This is a genomic window from Leisingera sp. ANG-M1, from assembly GCF_000813745.1.
In the GTDB taxonomy this organism is placed as follows: Bacteria; Pseudomonadota; Alphaproteobacteria; order Rhodobacterales; family Rhodobacteraceae; genus Leisingera.
Map to the genome: position 1 here is coordinate 26,550 of NZ_JWLC01000011.1, position 17,025 is coordinate 43,574.

16 protein-coding genes are annotated in these 17,025 nt (G+C 64.5%); 5 read left to right on the top strand and 11 right to left on the bottom strand.

Annotated features, from left to right (window positions below; genetic code table 11):
• Positions 1 to 4: 4 nt before the first annotated feature.
• The 3 genes from RA19_RS09890 to RA19_RS27375 form a co-directional block, all read right to left on the bottom strand.
• Positions 5 to 1,027, bottom strand: coding sequence for a transporter substrate-binding domain-containing protein (locus RA19_RS09890; protein ID WP_039162120.1), 1,023 nt, complete (start codon positions 1,025 to 1,027; stop codon positions 5 to 7).
• Between the two features lie 13 nt (positions 1,028 to 1,040).
• Positions 1,041 to 2,120, bottom strand: a complete 1,080-nt coding sequence (locus RA19_RS09895; RefSeq protein WP_039162121.1) for a LysM peptidoglycan-binding domain-containing protein — start codon at positions 2,118 to 2,120, stop codon at positions 1,041 to 1,043.
• 153 nt (positions 2,121 to 2,273) lie between these two features.
• On the bottom strand, positions 2,274 to 2,777 hold the full coding sequence (locus RA19_RS27375) for a hypothetical protein (RefSeq protein WP_241479047.1): 504 nt from the start codon (positions 2,775 to 2,777) through the stop codon (positions 2,274 to 2,276).
• 100 nt (positions 2,778 to 2,877) lie between these two features.
• Here RA19_RS27375 and RA19_RS27380 point away from each other — a divergent pair, with 100 nt between their 5' ends.
• Positions 2,878 to 3,246 (top strand): hypothetical protein, encoded by a 369-nt coding sequence (locus RA19_RS27380; protein ID WP_241479048.1) that lies wholly within the window; start codon positions 2,878 to 2,880, stop codon positions 3,244 to 3,246.
• 131 nt (positions 3,247 to 3,377) lie between these two features.
• On the opposite strand, the gene ileS is transcribed toward RA19_RS27380, so the two are convergent.
• The 3 genes from ileS to RA19_RS09915 all read right to left on the bottom strand — a co-directional run bounded on the left by ileS (position 3,378) and on the right by RA19_RS09915 (position 8,352).
• Positions 3,378 to 6,320 carry an isoleucine--tRNA ligase gene (gene ileS / locus RA19_RS09905; RefSeq protein ID WP_039162122.1) on the bottom strand — a complete coding sequence of 981 codons (2,943 nt, stop codon included), beginning with the start codon at positions 6,318 to 6,320 and terminating at the stop codon, positions 3,378 to 3,380.
• Between the two features lie 234 nt (positions 6,321 to 6,554).
• Positions 6,555 to 7,043: a DUF2269 family protein gene (locus RA19_RS09910; RefSeq protein WP_082020504.1), complete on the bottom strand. Its 489-nt coding sequence runs from the start codon at positions 7,041 to 7,043 to the stop codon at positions 6,555 to 6,557.
• Position 7,044: 1 nt separating this feature from the next.
• The gene (locus RA19_RS09915) at positions 7,045 to 8,352 is read right to left on the bottom strand and encodes an SDR family oxidoreductase (RefSeq protein WP_039162123.1); all 1,308 of its coding nucleotides are present in this window, start codon (positions 8,350 to 8,352) and stop codon (positions 7,045 to 7,047) included.
• A 161-nt stretch (positions 8,353 to 8,513) separates the two neighbouring features.
• Between RA19_RS09915 and RA19_RS09920 the strand changes: the two genes are divergently transcribed.
• The gene (locus RA19_RS09920) at positions 8,514 to 8,936 is read left to right on the top strand and encodes a group III truncated hemoglobin (RefSeq protein WP_039162124.1); all 423 of its coding nucleotides are present in this window, start codon (positions 8,514 to 8,516) and stop codon (positions 8,934 to 8,936) included.
• Positions 8,937 to 9,040: 104 nt separating this feature from the next.
• Here RA19_RS09920 and RA19_RS09925 read toward each other — a convergent pair whose 3' ends face one another.
• From RA19_RS09925 to RA19_RS09935, 3 genes are read right to left on the bottom strand one after another with little or no spacing between them, the layout of a single operon-like run.
• Positions 9,041 to 10,030 carry a YcjF family protein gene (locus RA19_RS09925; protein ID WP_039162247.1) on the bottom strand — a complete coding sequence of 330 codons (990 nt, stop codon included), beginning with the start codon at positions 10,028 to 10,030 and terminating at the stop codon, positions 9,041 to 9,043.
• Positions 10,027 to 10,497 carry a GNAT family N-acetyltransferase gene (locus RA19_RS09930; RefSeq protein ID WP_039162125.1) on the bottom strand — a complete coding sequence of 157 codons (471 nt, stop codon included), beginning with the start codon at positions 10,495 to 10,497 and terminating at the stop codon, positions 10,027 to 10,029. Before RA19_RS09930 ends, RA19_RS09925 begins: the two co-directional genes overlap by 4 nt.
• On the bottom strand, positions 10,494 to 11,909 hold the full coding sequence (locus RA19_RS09935) for a YcjX family protein (protein ID WP_082020505.1): 1,416 nt from the start codon (positions 11,907 to 11,909) through the stop codon (positions 10,494 to 10,496). Before RA19_RS09935 ends, RA19_RS09930 begins: the two co-directional genes overlap by 4 nt.
• 112 nt (positions 11,910 to 12,021) lie before the next feature.
• Between RA19_RS09935 and truA the strand changes: the two genes are divergently transcribed.
• Together truA and RA19_RS09945 are read left to right on the top strand one after the other, a co-directional pair.
• Positions 12,022 to 12,789 (top strand): tRNA pseudouridine(38-40) synthase TruA, encoded by a 768-nt coding sequence (truA, locus tag RA19_RS09940; protein WP_039162127.1) that lies wholly within the window; start codon positions 12,022 to 12,024, stop codon positions 12,787 to 12,789.
• 139 nt (positions 12,790 to 12,928) lie between these two features.
• Entirely contained in the window at positions 12,929 to 13,864 is a 936-nt protein-coding gene (locus tag RA19_RS09945; protein WP_039162128.1) for a 2-hydroxyacid dehydrogenase, read from the top strand.
• Positions 13,865 to 13,977: 113 nt separating this feature from the next.
• On the opposite strand, the gene gcvH is transcribed toward RA19_RS09945, so the two are convergent.
• On the bottom strand, positions 13,978 to 14,337 hold the full coding sequence (gcvH, locus tag RA19_RS09950) for a glycine cleavage system protein GcvH (RefSeq protein ID WP_039162129.1): 360 nt from the start codon (positions 14,335 to 14,337) through the stop codon (positions 13,978 to 13,980).
• A gap of 198 nt (positions 14,338 to 14,535) precedes the next feature.
• Positions 14,536 to 15,984, bottom strand: a complete 1,449-nt coding sequence (locus tag RA19_RS09955; RefSeq protein WP_039162249.1) for a glutamine synthetase family protein — start codon at positions 15,982 to 15,984, stop codon at positions 14,536 to 14,538.
• Positions 15,985 to 16,197: 213 nt separating this feature from the next.
• Here RA19_RS09955 and RA19_RS09960 point away from each other — a divergent pair, with 213 nt between their 5' ends.
• Positions 16,198 to 16,974, top strand: coding sequence for an IclR family transcriptional regulator domain-containing protein (locus RA19_RS09960; RefSeq protein WP_039162130.1), 777 nt, complete (start codon positions 16,198 to 16,200; stop codon positions 16,972 to 16,974).
• Positions 16,975 to 17,025 lie beyond the last annotated feature (51 nt).

Consider the following 17,025-nt stretch of genomic DNA (forward strand, 5'->3'; position numbering starts at 1 on the left):
GGGGTTACTGCAGCTGCGCCCAGAACAGTTCCAAGTGGCGGGACATGATCTCTTCAAACCGGCCGCTGCCGCGCAGCTTCTGCAGGCCTGCGTTGATCCGGTACAGATGGGTGGTCCCGCGCCAATGGCGCTTGGAGATCACCACGTGCAGCCCCTCTTCCGACAGCGGTTTCTCCAGCGGCACAACGGTGTCGCGCAGATCTTCCTGGACGATGGTGTTGGCGCCCAGGAACAGATTCACTGCGGCGGCATCCACCTTGCCTTCGGCCACCATGCGGAAGCAGTCGCCCGGGGTTTTCGGCTGCACCAAAGTGATCTTGCCTTCATCCAGCCAGCGCCGCCCGATGCGATTCAGGTCATGGGTGAAATAGCCGGCCGGGCGGCACAGTGTCTTGCCCTCGACATCGGCATCCTCCTGGTAGCCAAAGCCGCTGTCTGAACGCACAAACAGCATGATCGGCATCGTCATTACCGGCTCGGAGAAGTGGAAATTGACGCAGCGCTCATTGCCCGGCTCGGCCTCGCAATCAGGCTTCAGCCAGGGGAAGCCCATGTCGAATTCCTTCTTGTCCAGCATCGGGAACAGGTGCTTGGACCAGTCGTCCTCCCAGCTCACCGAATAGCTGACCGGCGACGGCGCCAGCTCAAGTGCCGCGTTGACCAGCTCGGTCACCATGCCCTGCCCCGGCAGCCCGCGGTCGGTGAACGGTGCATAACCGCTGCCGGTGAGCAGCGTGAGCTCCGCCTTCTCCTGGCGCAAGGGCGTGGCGTCCGGTGCCGTTGCCCCGGTGACGCAGGGAATGAACAGCTTGCGTCCCGGCAGCACAGTGGCACCGGCCAGCAGCTTCTGATTGCGGTAGTAGACCAGCGTCCAGCGTTCGCGGTTGCCATAATGGGTCTCGGCAATCGAGAACAGCGTGTCGCCGGGCTGCGCCACATAGTCGACATCGCAAATCGCCCAAGCCGCAGCTGGGGCAAAGGTAAACGCTGCCGCCAGCTGCAGGATCCGTGAAAAGAACCGTTTCATGGCCTATCCTCCCTTAGAAGCCGGCCCAGATCCTGGCCATGTGGTCTTCAATGATCGCCTGGTAGCTGCCGCTTTCCTGGATCCCGCGCAGGCCGCCGTTGATCAGGGTCAGCATCTGCTGCGCCTGCGGGTGCGATTTGTGCACCACCACATGCATGCCCGCCACCGACAGTGGCTGCGGCAGGACGGTGATCTTGCTGTCCAGATCGTGTTCCTTGATCGCAGTGCGGCCGGTGAATTCATTCAGCGCCACCGCATCGGCTTCGCCTGCCAGCACTATGTCAAAGCATTCTTTGACCGTGCGCGGCCGTTTCAGAGTGATTTTGCCTTCCTTCAGCCAATTGCGGCCGTTTTCGTCCAGGTCATGGGTGAAATAGCCGGTCGGGCGGCACAGGGTCTTGCCTTCGATATCGCTGTCCTGGGCAAACTGGAACGGCTTGGAGCTGTCCGCGAACAGCAGGATCAGCATCTCGAACATCGGTTCGGAGAAGTGGAAGTTGGCACAGCGGAAATTGTCCGGCGCGGCCTGGCAATCCGGTTTGTACCAGGGGAAGCCGAGATCCAGCAGCGCGTTCGACAGCAGCGGCTCCAAATGCGCCGACCAGTCATTCACCCAATGAATCGAGTAGCCTTCCTTGGGGTCCGCCTCGGCCATCGCCGCGTCCACCACCTCGTTCAGCAGGCCGCCGTTGTGGGCTTCCTTCGAGGTGAACGGAGCAAAGTCATCACCGGTCAGCAGGTTGATCCGTTTGCGCACCGCAGCATTGCCCGGCTGCACCTTCACCGGCACCGCCGCAACCGGGGCCGCGGCAGAGATCTCCTTGCCGCCCGGCAGCCCCAAGGGCAGGCCGTCAAGGCAGGCCAGCGACAGTTTCATGCCCACGCGGATTGCGTTCGGCTTGGGGCCAATCTGGTTGATATTGCGGTTGTGAATGGCGCTCCACTTGCCTGCATCTTTGTACAATTTGTCGGCAATCACCGACAGGCTGTCGCCGGACTGCACGGTGTAGAATCCACCGCAGGTTTCGGCAGCAGCGGATGTGGCTGCAAGGCCAAACAGGCTCATAGCAGCGGCAGCAATGGTCTTCTTCATAGTCCCCCCGGAAGTCTTTTGCACCACAGCCTGTTCCGGCCTGCAGCGCCCGTTCGTCTTGTTGATTGATTTTGCCCGGCTCCGCATGCGGCAGCGCGTGGCTGAATGCGCCGGGTGCGGCTCCGGCGCTGCCGCCGGAGCAGGTTTCAAAGGTCAGTTGCCAACAAACAGCGCCAGCAGCGTCGCAGTGTCGACCCGGCCGTCCGCACCGATCAGACTGGCCGGCACAGTGATCTCCTGCCGCTCATAAGCACCGTTCACCAGCTGGTCGATGTAGGCCTCCGACTGGCCTTGGGCAGCAGCCGTCATCACCATTTTGAACAGCGCGGTGCTTTCAGCGGACACCGCAGGCGCGGCCTCAGCCGCGGCCCCGGGTTCTGCCTGCTTGCTGCGCAGCGCCGCCAGGGTGCCTGCGGTGATACGCGCCACCAGGGCGTCTTCACCGCTGGACCCTGCTGCTTCCAGCCCTGCCGCCGCCGCGGCACCGGCCGGCACGTCAGTGTCCGCGGCGGCCGGCTCAGCCGCAGCAGCAGGCTGCACGGCCAGCGCATTCTCTACCGTTGCATCAGCCGGCGCATCACCGCCGAACTGGAAATAGAGCAGCATCGCCGAAGCCACCGCCAGACCGGCCGCAGCCAGCCCCAGTTTCGGGAGCATGCCAGTGTTTTCCGCCTGCACAGGCGCAAAAGGCTGCGGCTCGGGGACCGGCTCCGGCTTCTGCACCGCAGTTTTGCCAGGTTTTGCAGCCGCGGCAGGCTTGACCGCCTTGGGCTTGGCCGTTTCCTTGACTGCAGGTTTGGCAGCAGCGGCCGCTGCTGCCGCAGATTTCAGATCCGTCTTTGCCGCAGCAGCTCCGGATCTGGCCGGCGCAGGCTCCGGCCCGGATCCTTGCCCGCCACCGCTGGCGACCAGGCCGATTTTCATGTTCTTTGGTGCAGACACCCCATCAATCCGGACGGCCGCGCTGCGCGCCTTGCCCGGCGCATCCGCCGGTTGCGCGTCCGCTTTCAGCTTCAGCATTGAAATCTGCTCCCCCTGCTCCATGCCATGCTTTGAAATGACGGCTGAAAATCTTCATGGAATTAACAATTTTTTAACCAATTGTGGAAAACCGGTCAACATCTAGAGGAATCTAAAATGCCAGGACACAAGATCGCACCCGGAAAAAGTGCAGACAATTCGCAATAACTGCACAAAACGACAACGCCCGGCAACAAGGCCGGGCGCTGAACACAATTCAAAGGAGAGTTTTGGAAGTTAGCCGAGCGCGCTGTCGCAGCGGCCGCAAACGCCCTCATGGTTGTGGCTGCCCACGTCCGGCAGGATCTTCCAGCAGCGCTGGCACTTGCCGCCGTCGGCTTTCTCGAACACCACCGAGACACCGTCCACCTCCGGCATGCGGAAGGCTTCGGCCGGGGCCGGATCGCCGGTCAGCATGATATCCGAGGTGATGCAGACGTCGGCAAAGTTCACCGTCTTCAGTGCCTCCAGCGCCTCTGCGTCGCGCACATGCACCACCGGCGCGGCTTCCAGCGACGCGCCGATCACCTTGTCGGTGCGCTGCACTTCCAGAGCGGCGGTCACCACCCGGCGGGCCTGGCGGATTTTCGACCACTTGGCGGCCAGAGGCTCGTTCAGCCAATCGGCTGGCGTGTTCGGGATGTCCTGCAGGTGCACGGAAGAGCCCTCGCCCGGGTATTTCTCCAGCCAGACCTCTTCCATGGTGAACACCAGGATCGGCGCCAGCCAGGTGGTCAGGCGGTGGAACAGGATGTCCAGAACGGTGCGCGCGGCGCGTGCGTTCAGGGTGTCGCCGTCGCAGTAGAGCGCATCTTTGCGGATGTCGAAGTAGAAAGCCGACAGGTCCACGGTGGCAAAGTTGAACACCGCCGAGAACACGCCCTGGAAGTCGAACGACTGGTAGCCAGTGCGGACCCTGTGATCCAGCTCGGCCAGACGGTGCAGCACCCACTGCTCCAGCTCCGGCATGTCCGCCGGCTCCACCCGCTGCTCTTCCTTGAAGTCGCCAAGCGAGCCCAGTAGGAAGCGCATGGTGTTGCGCAGACGGCGGTAGCTGTCGGCGGTGCCTTTCAGGATCTCCGGCCCGATCCGCTGGTCGGCGGTGTAGTCGGTTTGGGCCACCCACAGGCGCAGGATGTCGGCGCCGTACTGCTTGACGACTTCTTCCGGCACGATGGTGTTGCCGAGCGACTTGGACATCTTCATGCCCTTCTCGTCCAGCGTGAAGCCATGGGTCACCACGTTGCGGTACGGCGCGCGGCCCTTGGTGCCGCAGGCCTGCAGCAGCGAGGAGTGGAACCAGCCGCGGTGCTGGTCGGTGCCTTCCATATAGACATCGGCGATGCCGTCCTCGGTGCCGTCCTCGCGGTCGCGCAGCACAAAGGCATGGGTCGAACCGGAATCGAACCACACATCCAGCACGTCAAACACCTGGTCATAGGCCTCCGGGTCAACAATGCCGTCCAGCACCTTGGCCTTGAAGCCCTCGGTGTACCAGACGTCGGCGCCATGCTCTTCGAACTCGGCCACGACGCGCTTGTTCACGTCCTCATTGCGCAGCAGGAAGTCCGCATCGGTCGGCAACGCGCCTTTCTTGGTGAAGCAGGTGAGCGGCACACCCCAGGCGCGCTGGCGGCTCAGCACCCAGTCGGGGCGGCTTTCGATCATCGAGAACAGACGGTTGCGCCCCGTTTGCGGCCACCATTTCACCAGCTCGTCAATCGACTTCAGCGCGCGCTCGCGGATGGTATCGCCCATCTCGCCCATGCCGTCGTCCATCTTGCGGTCGACAGAGGCAAACCACTGCGGCGTGTTGCGATAGATGATCGGCGCCTTGGAGCGCCAGGAATGCGGGTAGCTGTGCTTGATCTTGCCGCGCGCCAGCAGGCCGCCAACCTCAACCAGCTTGTCGATGACTGCCTTGTTGGCATCGCCCTCGCCGCCCTTGCGCGACAGAATAAACTTGCCGCCGAAGAACGGCAGATCCGCGCGGAAGGAGCCGTCATCCATCACGTTGTAGGTGATGACCTGCTCCAGCATGCCGAGATCGCGGTAAAGCTCGAATTCCTCCATACCGTGGGACGGCGCGCAGTGGACAAAGCCGGTGCCTTCGGTGTCGGTCACGAAGTCCGCCGCGCGGAAGTCGCGGATATCATCCCATTCGCCATTGCCGCCTTCGGCGCCTGCCAGCGGGTGGGTCAGGCCGATGCCAGCCAGATCAGAGGCCGGAACGTCAGCCACGCGGGTGTATTGATCCTCGCCCAAGCGCGCGCGCTTGAACACATCCGCCGCCAGGTTGTCGGCCAGAATGTATTTCTCGCCCACTGCAGCCCAGCATTCATCCGGGGTGCCGGTGACTTCGTAGAGGCCATAGGCAATCTCTTCGCCGTACACCACGGCCTTGTTCGACGGCATGGTCCAGGGGGTGGTGGTCCAGATCACCACATTGGCGCCTGCCAGCTTGTGGTTCGCAGGCTCAGCCACCTTGAACTTCACCCAAATGGTGAAGCTTTCCTTGTCGTGATACTCAACCTCGGCCTCGGCCAGAGCGGTTTTCTCGACCGGCGACCACATCACAGGCTTGGAGCCCTGATAGAGCGTGCCGTTCATCAGGAAGGTCATGAACTCATCCGCAATGACCGCCTCGGCGTGGTAGTTCATGGTCAGATAGGGATCATCCCAGTTGCCGGTAATGCCCAGACGCTTGAACTCCTCGCGCTGGATATCGACCCAGTTGTCGGCAAAGGCGCGGCATTCCTGGCGGAACTCCACAACCGGCACCGCATCCTTGTTCTTGCCCTTCTTGCGGTACTGCTCCTCGATCTTCCACTCGATCGGCAGGCCGTGGCAGTCCCAGCCCGGCACGTAACGGCTGTCAAAGCCCATCATCTGATGCGAGCGGACGATCATGTCCTTGATGGTCTTGTTCAGCGCGTGGCCGATGTGCAGGTGGCCGTTGGCATAGGGAGGACCGTCATGCAGGGTGAAGGGCTTGCGCTCCGCGTCCCCGCCCTTGGCCGCGGCCGCCTTCTCGCGCAGTTTGTCATAGACGCCGATCTGCGCCCAGCGCTCCAGCCAGCCGGGCTCGCGCTTGGGCAGGCCCGCCCGCATCGGGAAAGCGGTTTTGGGCAGATTGAGAGTATCTTTATAGTCAGGCGTCTGGGGCGTGTCGGCGCACATGTGCTGCGTCCTTCGGATGATCAAGGTCGGAAATGGGGATATTCGGTTCGGCGCGATGGCTCAAGCGCCTTTGCCCGGCGGCTCAACAGTTTAGAGCGCCGGGGATATAATTCGAATAATGATGGCCGCGAAATGGGACATGGGGGCGTTATAGGCCGGAGCGGCAGAAGGGTAAAGCGGCAGATGCATCGCATTTTGATGTGATGAGTTGCAGGCGGAACCGCCCATCCTGCGTCAGCGTATCAGCCACACCCCAAGATCGGGCCGTGCCAGCATCAGCCAGACAATCGCCAACACCGCCGCAAAGGCCGGAAAGCCGCAGGCAAACCAGACGGTGAACAGACGGTGATAGCGCGCGGGCAGTGCCTCGCCCGCCTCGGCCGCAGCCCGTGCCAGATCCCGCAGCCGAAGCTGGATCCAGACCACCGGCAGCCAGAAGGCGCCGGTCAGCACATAAAGGATCAGCGACAGCGCCAGCCAGCCTTCACTGAAAGGCCAGCCGAGCCGCCAAGCCAGCAGCCCGCCAGTGATAGGCTGCACAACCACCGCAGTGGTGGTGAACAAGAGATCCGCCAGCACCACAACGCCCGCTGTATGGGCAATTAGACGAGCATCGCGGGTGCGGTGGGCCATCATCATGAAGAAAGCAATACCTGCACCTGTGCCCAACAGCACGCAGGCACCGATCACATGCAGCCAGCGCAGGATCAGGTCCGGATCCATCTCAGCGCTCCTCCAGCAATTGAAGTGTGATCAGCGCCAGAAGGATCCCCGGAATAACTTTGACTAGCGGCCCCAGCGGATCCGCCCACATCTCTGGTGTGATGACGCTCGCGAACAGCAGATAAATCAGCGAGACGGCCACCATCCCCAGGCAGGCCCGTGCCGCCCAAAGCCGCCACAGAACCGCCAGGCCCAGGGCAATGTCGACGAAAGACCAGAACACCACGCTGGCCCCTGCCAGAAAACTTCCCCAGCCTTTAGACCGCAGCACGTCAGCTGCCGCCTCCAACTGCCACAGGCCGATCAAGCCGGATGCCAGCCAGAACAGGCTCAGAACGGCCACCGCGACAGGCATCAACAGGGCCATCCGCGCGTCCAACCTCTGTTCCCGCCCGGAAGGCAGCGACGCATAGATCGCCTTAAGGGGGGGCATACCCCGGCCCATGGCCGCGCGAAACGGGGCTGGATCGCCGCGCACGCCAGCGCGGATCTCGGCAATTGCAGTTGTACGCATCGGAGAGCGCCAGCCCAACCGCGCCAGCGCGTCTGCGCAAGCAGCGACCGGCGGCAGCAGCTTCGCCGGAAACCGCACCGCCATCCGGGCAGGCGCAAAGCCCAGCCATCTGCGTGTAGCTGCCAGAACCTTCTCCAGCGTTTGCGGTTGGTCCTCCACCAGATCATAGATTCCCGGCGGCAATTCCTGCCGGACCGCAACCGCCACCGCACTGGCGACATCACCCATGCCAACGCATTGCACCGGCGCATCCGCCAGCGCGACCGGCTGGACCAGCGGCACCGCCGCCAGCATCCGCAAGAGCCGGGTGCCGCCAAAGGCACCCTGCCCGATTACCAGCCCGGGCCGCAGCACATGCACTTGCGCGCCCGAGGCAAGCAGTGCCGCATCTCCGCGTGCCTTGCTGCGCATGAATTCCGTCTTGGCTTCTGGCCCCGCACCAGCCGCCGAGACCTGAATCACCCGGACACCAGCTGCAGCGCAGGCTTCGCCCAGTGCGGCAATGGCCGTGTGATGCACCGCCTCCAGTTCCCCCGGCGCCATGTCCTGCAGCACGCCTGCGCAATTGACAACAGCCTCCACGCCGCGCAGCAGCGGCGCCCAGTCTTCCGGTGCCAGCAGCTGCAGCAGATCGCCTTTCACAAACGGCACACCGGACAGCACCCGTGATGCGTGCTGCGGATTCCGGCCTAGACCGGCAACCTCGAACCCTTCTCCGAGCAGGTTGCGGAGCACTTCGGCGCCGATGAACCCGTAAGCGCCCAGCACCAGAACCCGCCCGTCTTTCCCCGCCATAAATCAATACCTTTTGACAAATTCAAAACCCACCATAACGGGAAAGCCCGCGGGAACCAGAGGCCGCGGCTGTACCGGTTCTGCGGCAGATGAACCCGACCACTTCCTTCCGGTACAGCTTCCGCCTATCTAATCCCTGGAAAGAGCGACCGGAGCAGCCAATGAGTGGAACAGAAACCGCAAACCCGCTGGCGCGGTTTGAGATCACCCCAGAGGACATCTCGCGTGTGGTTGCCGTGTTTTACATGCAGGTACGCGCCGATGACGTGCTGGGGCCGGTTTTTGCTGCCCATGTCACGGACTGGCCCGAGCATGAGGAAAAGATCGCCGGCTTCTGGCGCAATGCGATCCTGCGGGAGAGGAGCTACAACGGCAATCCGATGCGGGTGCATGTGAGCCGGCCGGATGTGAAAGCGGAGCATTTCCCGCTGTGGCTGGGGCTGTTCCACGAGGTTTTGCGCGCCGAGCTGCCAGAAAAGACCGCGCTGCAATGGGGCGCGCTGGCCGACCGCATCGGTGAGGGGTTTCGCACAGGTGTCGTCGCGATGCGCCAGCCCAAGGACCAGCCGCCGAAGCTGTTCTGAGATCTGCACCGGGGCGCTCCCGCGCCTGGCGGCTGTCCGGCAGTGCCGGCCCACCGCAGCAGCCTTGGGCAGGGCTCATGCTGCGCATGAGCCTGGCGCGCGCTTCAGGGCTCTTTCGAAAACAGCCCGGTGAGTGCCCGCTGCACCACCTTGCGGGTGCTGGGTTTGCGCCCTTCCCAGAACGGCATCGGGCGGCAGACCTCCATGGCGGCAATCCCCACCCGCGCCGACAGGGCGCCGTTGACCAGCCCTTCGCCGAAACGGCGCGACAGTTTGGATAGCACCGAACCGCCTAGTACCGGCTCCAGCAGGTCATCGCCTGCGGCCACGGCGCCGGTGGCGGCCAGATGCGCCAGCACCGCGCGGGTGAGCCGCCAGGAGCTGAAGAAACCGGGGCGGCCGCCATAGATGCCTGCCACCCGGCGGATCATGCGCAGGCTGGAGAGCAGCGCCGTCAGCACATCCGCCAGCGCCATTGGCACCAGCGCTGTCACCGTGGCCACCTGGCGGGCAGCGGCCTCCACCTCGCGCAAGGCCAGGGTGTCAAGCGGCACCAGCAGCTCATCCTCTGCCAGCCGCAGCAGAGCGTCGCCATCCATCACTTCAGATTTCAGTTCCGCCAGCCGGGCCTGGTTCCAGGTGAGATCCTCGCGGCCGGCGTAGTAGCTCTCCAGCCGGGCGGTGAAGCGGCGGGCCGCCGGCAGATCCCTGCACTCGCCGGCTGCATGGCGCAGCGCATCAACCCGGCGCAGCCGTGCCAGCGCTGCCAGTTCGCGCACGGCCATCAGCAGCGCCATTAGCGCCAAAGCCGCAAGACCTGCACTCACCGTCCAGCCCAGAACCGGAAACCGGGCGATCAGCCCTGTTGCAAAATCCCAGGCCGCCACGGACGCCATGGCGCCGGCAACAGCCGCCAGCAGCGCCCAGAACCAGCGGGTCAGCCGCGACGGCCTGCGGGTGGCCAGCCGGGCTGCCTGCTCCATCGCAGGGGGGCGTTCTGACAAGGAGGACGCCTCAGGCACCGGTGGCGCCTCGGCCACCGGCGGCGGCGGCGCCTCCTCTTCCAGGTCAAACAGGACAGGCTTCTTGCTCACGCGGCCGCCTCCTGTGCTGCCCGCCACTCATAGGTGATATCCGGCAGGCCTTCCTCGTTGTTTGACCCATCACCGCGGCTGGTCTCGGCAAAGCCTTCGCGCCGGTAGAACCGCTGGGCGCGGGTATTGGCCACGAAGGTATTGAGGGTGAGCCGCGGCGAGGCCGCCTTAGCCGCATCCAAAAGCGCCCTACCCGCCCCCTGCCCGCGGGCCTCAGGCGCCAGGTAGAGCGAGCAGACCTCTTCCTCCTTGCGCGCTAGGAAGCCTTGGATGCGCCCCTCCCGCTCGGCAACGGTGACCCAGCCGCGGTCAATCATCATGCCGCAGAAAAAGATCACCTCAGCAGCAGTATAGAGCTTGGGCATCCAGCCGGTGTCCTGCTGGAAACCGTAGAGGATTTCCCCGGTCGCCCCGGCATCAAGCGGGGCTGCGGCACGCAGGAAGAAAGTCGCAGACGGGAGGGTCACAGGGCATCTCCGATCAGGAATTCGGCAGCGCGGTCGAGCCGGATATGCGGCGGGCCGCTGCCGTGTTTCAAGGTAAGCGGCGCCGGGGCAAAGGCCATGGCCTGATAGTCGCCCTCCAGCCAGCTTTCCGCCCCTTGCCGCGCCGGGGTGAGCAGCTGTGCCGGATCCTCCGGCAGGGCGCCCGGGTAGAAAGCCGCCTGCTTGCCGCTTTCCAGCAGAGTGCCGCGCACGCAAGGAAGCTCGCTGCCGTTGTGCGGGCGCATTTCCTCGGTAGTGGTGCGCAGAGACGCCATGGCCAGCGCTTCGGTCTCCGCCCCGGCAAAGCGGGCCCGGTCCTGTGCTTCGCGGGTGAGGGCTTCGATGATCGCAGTCATCGCCTCGTGCTGGGCGTGATGCAGGTGGTCGGCCTTGGTGGCGGCAAAGAGGATCTTTTCCACCCGCTTGCCGCCCAGAAGCCGGGTCAGGAAGTGGTTGCGCCCCGGTTTGAAGGCGCTGAGAATATCCGCCATCGCGTGGCGCAGATCCTCCATCGCCTGCGGGCCGGAATGGATTGCCGAGAGCGCATCGACCAGCACCACCTGGCGGTCGATGCGGGCGAAGTGGTCGCGGAAGAAAGGTTTCACAACCTTGGCCTTATAGGCCTCAAAACGCCGCTCCATCTCGCGCCACAAGCTGCCGCGCGGGGCGCCCGGCTCCGGGGGCAAAGGGGCAAAGGTCAGCGCCGGGGAACCTGCCAGGTCACCTGGCAGCAGAAAGCGTCCCGGGGTGCAATCGTAAAAACCGGCCGCGCGGGCCGCATTCAGATATTCAGTGAAGGCTGCGGCCAGGGCCTGGGCCTGCGGCTCGTCATGTGTCCCCACCGGGACAGCTTGCGTATTGGCCGCCAGGAAGGCCTGGGCCTGCGGACGGTTCGCAATGCGGGCAAGCACATCCTGCGACCATTCCGCATAAGATTTATCCAAGAGTGCCAGGTCCAGCAGCCACTCGCCGGGATAGTCGACGATATCCAGATGCAGGGTGCGCGGCCCCTGCCAGCCTGACAAAAGACCGGCGGGCCGCACCTTCAGACTGAGACGCAGCTCGGAGACAGCCCGTGTGCTGTCCGGCCAATGGGGTGACGGCCCGGTCAGGGCTGCGAGGTGGTTTTCATAGTCAAAGCGCGGCACGGTGTCGTCCGGCTGCGGCTGCAGGAAGGCGGCTTCGATTCGGCCCTCGCGCGCGGCATTGAGCTGCAGCATCCGCGCCCGGTCCAGCAGATTGGCCACCAGCGAGGTGATGAACACCGTCTTGCCGGAGCGGGCCAGCCCGGTGACCCCCAGCCGCAGCGGACGGTCGAACAGCGCCGCTGAGACACCGCTGGCGGCGCTCTCCACGCTGCTCATCACCCCATCTGCGAGGGAGGTAAATACCAAGGCTCTGATCCTGCTCTGTTCTTGCTGCCTGCAAGATAGGCAGCGCACCAACGGGTTACCAGAGCGCACGCAGGACTTGCCCCGCCGCTGTTGCATTGCTACTTGGCCGCCCATGCCGCGTTTTGCTTTGAAAGTCGAATACCACGGAAAGCCTTTTGCCGGCTGGCAAAGGCAGAAGGATCTGCCCTCGGTGCAAGGGGCGATCGAGGCTGCGCTGGCGCGGCTCGAGCCGGGTGAGCATACCATTGCCGCCGCCGGCCGCACCGACACCGGCGTGCACGGGCTGGGCCAGGTAGCGCATTGCGACATGGCCAAGGAATGGGACCCGTTCCGCCTGTCTGAAGCGCTGAATTACCATCTGAAGCCCGATCCTGTGGCGATTGTGGATTGCGCCCGGGTGGACGATGACTGGCACGCGCGCTTCTCGGCGGTGGAGCGGCAGTACCTGTTCCGCATCCTGATCCGCCGCGCACCCGCCACCCATGACGCGGGCCAGGTCTGGCAGCTGAGCCACGATCTGGACGCAGACGCCATGCAGGAAGGCGCCAGCCACTTGACCGGCAACCATGATTTCACCACGTTCCGCTCCTCAATCTGCCAGGCGGCCAGCCCGGTCAAGACGCTGGACGAACTGCGGGTGGAACGGGTGCAGGGCTTTTCCGGGCCGGAAATCCATTTCCACGTGCGCGCCCGCAGCTTCCTGCACAACCAGGTGCGCAGCTTTGTCGGTACCCTGGAGCGGGTTGGCGCAGGCGCCTGGGATCCCGCCGATGTGAAAGCTGCGCTGGAGGCCTGCGACCGCGCCGCCTGCGGGCCGGTCTGCCCCGGGCACGGGCTCTACTTGGCACGGGTCGGCTACCCGGACGATCCCTTCGCCTGATCCCCGAAACCGGCCCGATGCCTTCCCTGCACCCCTTGTGCCCCCTTGCACACCGGCAAGTGCCATTTCCCACCTTTACACGGCCGCCGCCGCCGTGGCTTAGTCCGCCGGATTGAAGGCTTCGGAGGGAGAGAGCAGCATGGCGCTTCTGGTCAATGTCGGGTTTGACAACTGGTTCACGGATGAGGAGCTGACAGCCGAGCTGAAGGCGCTGGCACCGGATCTGGACATCCGGCCTATGAGCGATGCGGGCAATCTGGCGGAGGTCTCCATGCTGGCCACCACGGTGCTGAAAAGCGGGCTGCCGGAACAGCTGCCGAACCTGCAGCTGGTGCAGAAGCTGGGCGCCGGTGTCGACAGTATCGTGGCCCACCCCAGCCTGCCGCCGCATGTCCGTGTCGCCCGGCTGAAGCCGAACGAGCCGGCGCATGAGATAGCCGAATTCTGCCTTGCCTACGTGCTGCACGGCCAGCGCAACATCGCCCAGCACGAAGCCTCGCAAAAACGCAGCGCCTGGGAGCCGCTGGCGCCGAAACGCCCAACGCACACCACCGTCGGCGTGCTGGGTCTTGGCCATATCGGCGGCATGACCGCTAGGCTGATGCGCGATCTGCGGTTCCGGGTGCTTGGCTGGAGCCGTTCGCCCAAGGAGATCGAGGGCGTTGACTGCCGCCACGGCGAGGCCGCGCTGCTGCAGATGCTGGGTGAATGCGACTATGTCTGCGCCATCCTGCCCTCAACCCCGGCCACCCGCCATCTGATGAATGAGGAGACGCTGGCGGCAATGAAACCCGGCGCCACGCTGATCAACGCCGGCCGCGGCGACCTGATCGACGAAGCCGCTCTCATTGCAGCACTGGACAAGGACACCCCGGGCCGTGCGGTGCTGGATGTGACCAGCCAGGAGCCGCTTCCTGCTGAGAGCCCGCTCTGGACCCATCAGGGCGTCACCATCACCCCGCATGTCTCGGGCTGGCACCTGGGCGATGCGATGAAAGACGTGGTGGAAAACTACCGGCGCTTGGAAGCGGGCAGCGCGCTGCTGTACGAAGTCGACCGCCAGCGCGGCTACTGAAACGGCCCCGGAAAACGCTCCCCTGCTTCTTCTGGCCCAAAAATATCCCCGCCGGAGGCACCGCCTTGTTTTCGGCAGGGAACAAGGCGGACCTTCCAACAGCGGCAACCGGATCAGCCGATGAAATCCTTGTACCCGGCCTCGTCCATGTAATCGTCCATCGGCGACAGGTCCGAGGGCTTCAGCTTGAAGAACCAGGCGCCGCCTTCGGGGTCCTCGTTCACCTTGCCCGGGTCATCGGCCAGCGCCTCATTGACCTCAACCACTTCGCCGTCCAGCGGCGCCAGGATGTCCGAGGCGGCTTTGACCGATTCAATCACAACGATCTCGTCATCCTTGGTCACTTCGGTGCCCGGCTCCGGCAGCTCCACATAAACCACCTCGCCCAGCTGCTCGGCGGCATGGGCGGTGATGCCGACGGTGATCAGATCGCCTTCGGGCAGCAGCCACTCGTGTTCCTCGGTGTATTTCATGATCTTGTTTTCCCTTAGAAAAGCACAGGTTAGATATGTGTTGTGGCCGCCCAAAAGGCGCCGCAGGAAACAGGGGCCCGGCGCACCAGCCCCTGCATACGCGGGTATACGCTAGCAACGGCCGCGCCTTGCGATCAAGATGCCAAATCGCGGGATCAGCAAGATTTTAGGCGGCAGCGCCGCCCCCCGCCGAAGGTGTCAGAACAGGTTGAAATACTCCGCTTGCTCCCATTCGCTGACGGTGTCCAGGTAGCGTTCCCACTCGAACCGCTTGAGGTGGTGCAGATAGGCCGTCACATCTTCACCCAGCGCCTCCCGGCACAGGCCGGAACCTTCAAAAGCAGCCAGCGCCTGGCCCAGCGAGCGCGGCAGCTTATCGCTGTCTTCGCTGTAGGGCGAGACCGTGGGACGCGGCGCCTCCAGCCCCTCGGCCAGGCCGGCCGCACCGGCAATGATCTGCGCCGCCAGCGCGAAATAGGGGTTGGCGGAACTGTCCGGCGCCCGGTTTTCGATCCGGCTGGCGTCGTCGCCCGGATGCATCAGCGCCCGCAGCATGGCACCGCGGTTGTCCTCGCCCCAGCCGATCCGGTTCGGCGCCAGCTGATAGGGCAAATAGCGTTTGTAGCTGTTCACCGTCGGCGCGATCAGCAGCGAAGTCTCGGCGGCATATTTCAGCAGCCCCGCCATCCAGGCGCTGGCCGGCGGCGTCAGCAGGCCTTCGGCTTCCGGCATGAACAAATTGCGCCCCGAAGCCAGATCCTGCAGCGACTGATGCACATGCCAGCCGTTGGCCATGGCATTATCCAGCCGCGGCTTGGCCATAAAGCTCGCGTGCAGCCCGTTCCTGGCGCAGACCTCCTTCACCAGGGTGCGGAACATCACCATCGCGTCGGCCTGTGCCATGGCGCCATCGGGGGCAAAGGTGAATTCAACCTGGCTCGGCCCCATCTCGATCTCGACCGAGCGCACCCGCAACCCCAGCTTCTGAGCGTTGCGGCGCAACAGGTCCAGCACGCCCTCTACCTCGCCATACCGGGTCTCCGTCAGATACTGGTAGCCCTGCATCAGGTTCCGGGTTTGCACCGGCGCGCCGGGACGGCCGGCCTGCTCATGCGCCGCAGCTTTGTCCGCCAGCTCGAAGATGTGGAATTCGACCTCCAAGCCGAAGGTCGCCGCCATCCCCTGCCCGGCCAGCTGATCCACGGCCTTTTGCAGCACCCTGCCCGACGTAAAGGGGATCGGCTGGCCGTCCTGATAAACCGGTTCGCAAAAGATCCAGGCGGAATGGCCCGACCAAGGCAGCGCCCGGTAAGTACCGGGGCGCGGCACCAGCAGCACATCGCCTGCCCCCTGCATCGGCCCCGCCAGCCCGCTGCCGCCCTCCCAGACCGGAAAGGCAGTGCGGTGCGAGGTGTCTTTCTGCAACAGCGTCGACGGCACGTTCAGGCCGCGTTCAAACACCGAAGCAAAACCCTCGGCCATCACGGTCTTGCCGCGCAAGAGCCCGTGCTGATCGGGAAACAGCACCCGGACCGTTTCGATCCCGTCAAATTGCGCCCGCGACACGATCTCAGCCGCCTGACGGCAGTCCTCAGGGCCAAGCAGCCCCAGGCGGGCCAGTTTTCCGGATGTGAAATCTTGCGCCATGGGCGGCCTCTTGCAGAGCGAGCTGCTTGAAAATGCACCGGAAATACTGCCCGCGTCCAGCTTGGCGGCGGCATTTGCCGCATATGGCTGCGCTTTCCAGATATTGCGGGGGTTTTGCACCTTGACAGCGTTCACTTTGCGAACATTGTGTCCAGCATTCGCACATCCTTACCCTCGCTAGGCGGCGGTTTTTCAAGTTACGGCAGACATCTGATGACGGTTACGGAACAGGACAGGAATATTTCTTCAAGCTTTGCCAAGGGGCTGGCAGTGCTGGCGGTGTTTGACGCGGCCACCCCCAGCATGACCCTGGCCGAGATCGCGCGACGCAGCGGCCAGGACCGCGCCACCGCCCGGCGCGGGGCGCTGACGCTAGTGCAGGCGGGCTACCTGCGCCAGGACGGGCGGATGCTGTCACTGACACCGCGGGTGCTGGCGCTGGCGGGCGGCTTCCTGCAGGCCAACCAGTTCGGCCGCAAGGTGCAGCCGGTGCTGAACCGTCATGCCCGGCAAATGGAAGTCGAAGTCACCCTGGCGATGCTCGACCAAGGCCGGGTTCTGCTGCTGGCGCAATCCACCGTCGAGCACGGCCATATCACCTATGGCTTCACTGCCGGTTCCCACATCCCGCTGGCCCATACCAGCCTGGGACGGATGCTGCTGGCCGGGCTGCCGCCGGAAGAAGCTGCGGCCGTACTCGCGCAAGAAGATCTGCCGCGCCATACCGAGCAGTCACTGCAGGATCCCGCCGCCATTCTCGACCGCGCTGCCCAGGCCCGCGAGCAGGGTTTCTGCATCACCGGCAGCGAGTTTGAGGCCGGCATCACCGGCTATGCGGTGCCGGTGTCGCGTCCGGGACGCACGCCGGTGGTCGTTGGCAGCTCTGCGCCGCGCGGCCTGAACCCCGAGGCTGATGCCGAACGGCTGCTGCGCGGCCTGCAGCTCTGCGCTGCCGAACTGCGCCAGGCCGAAGCTGTGGATCACCTTTGACGCGCATTGCGGAAAACCCCGCCTTGCAATGGCTTCGCCCCGCGCTAGGCT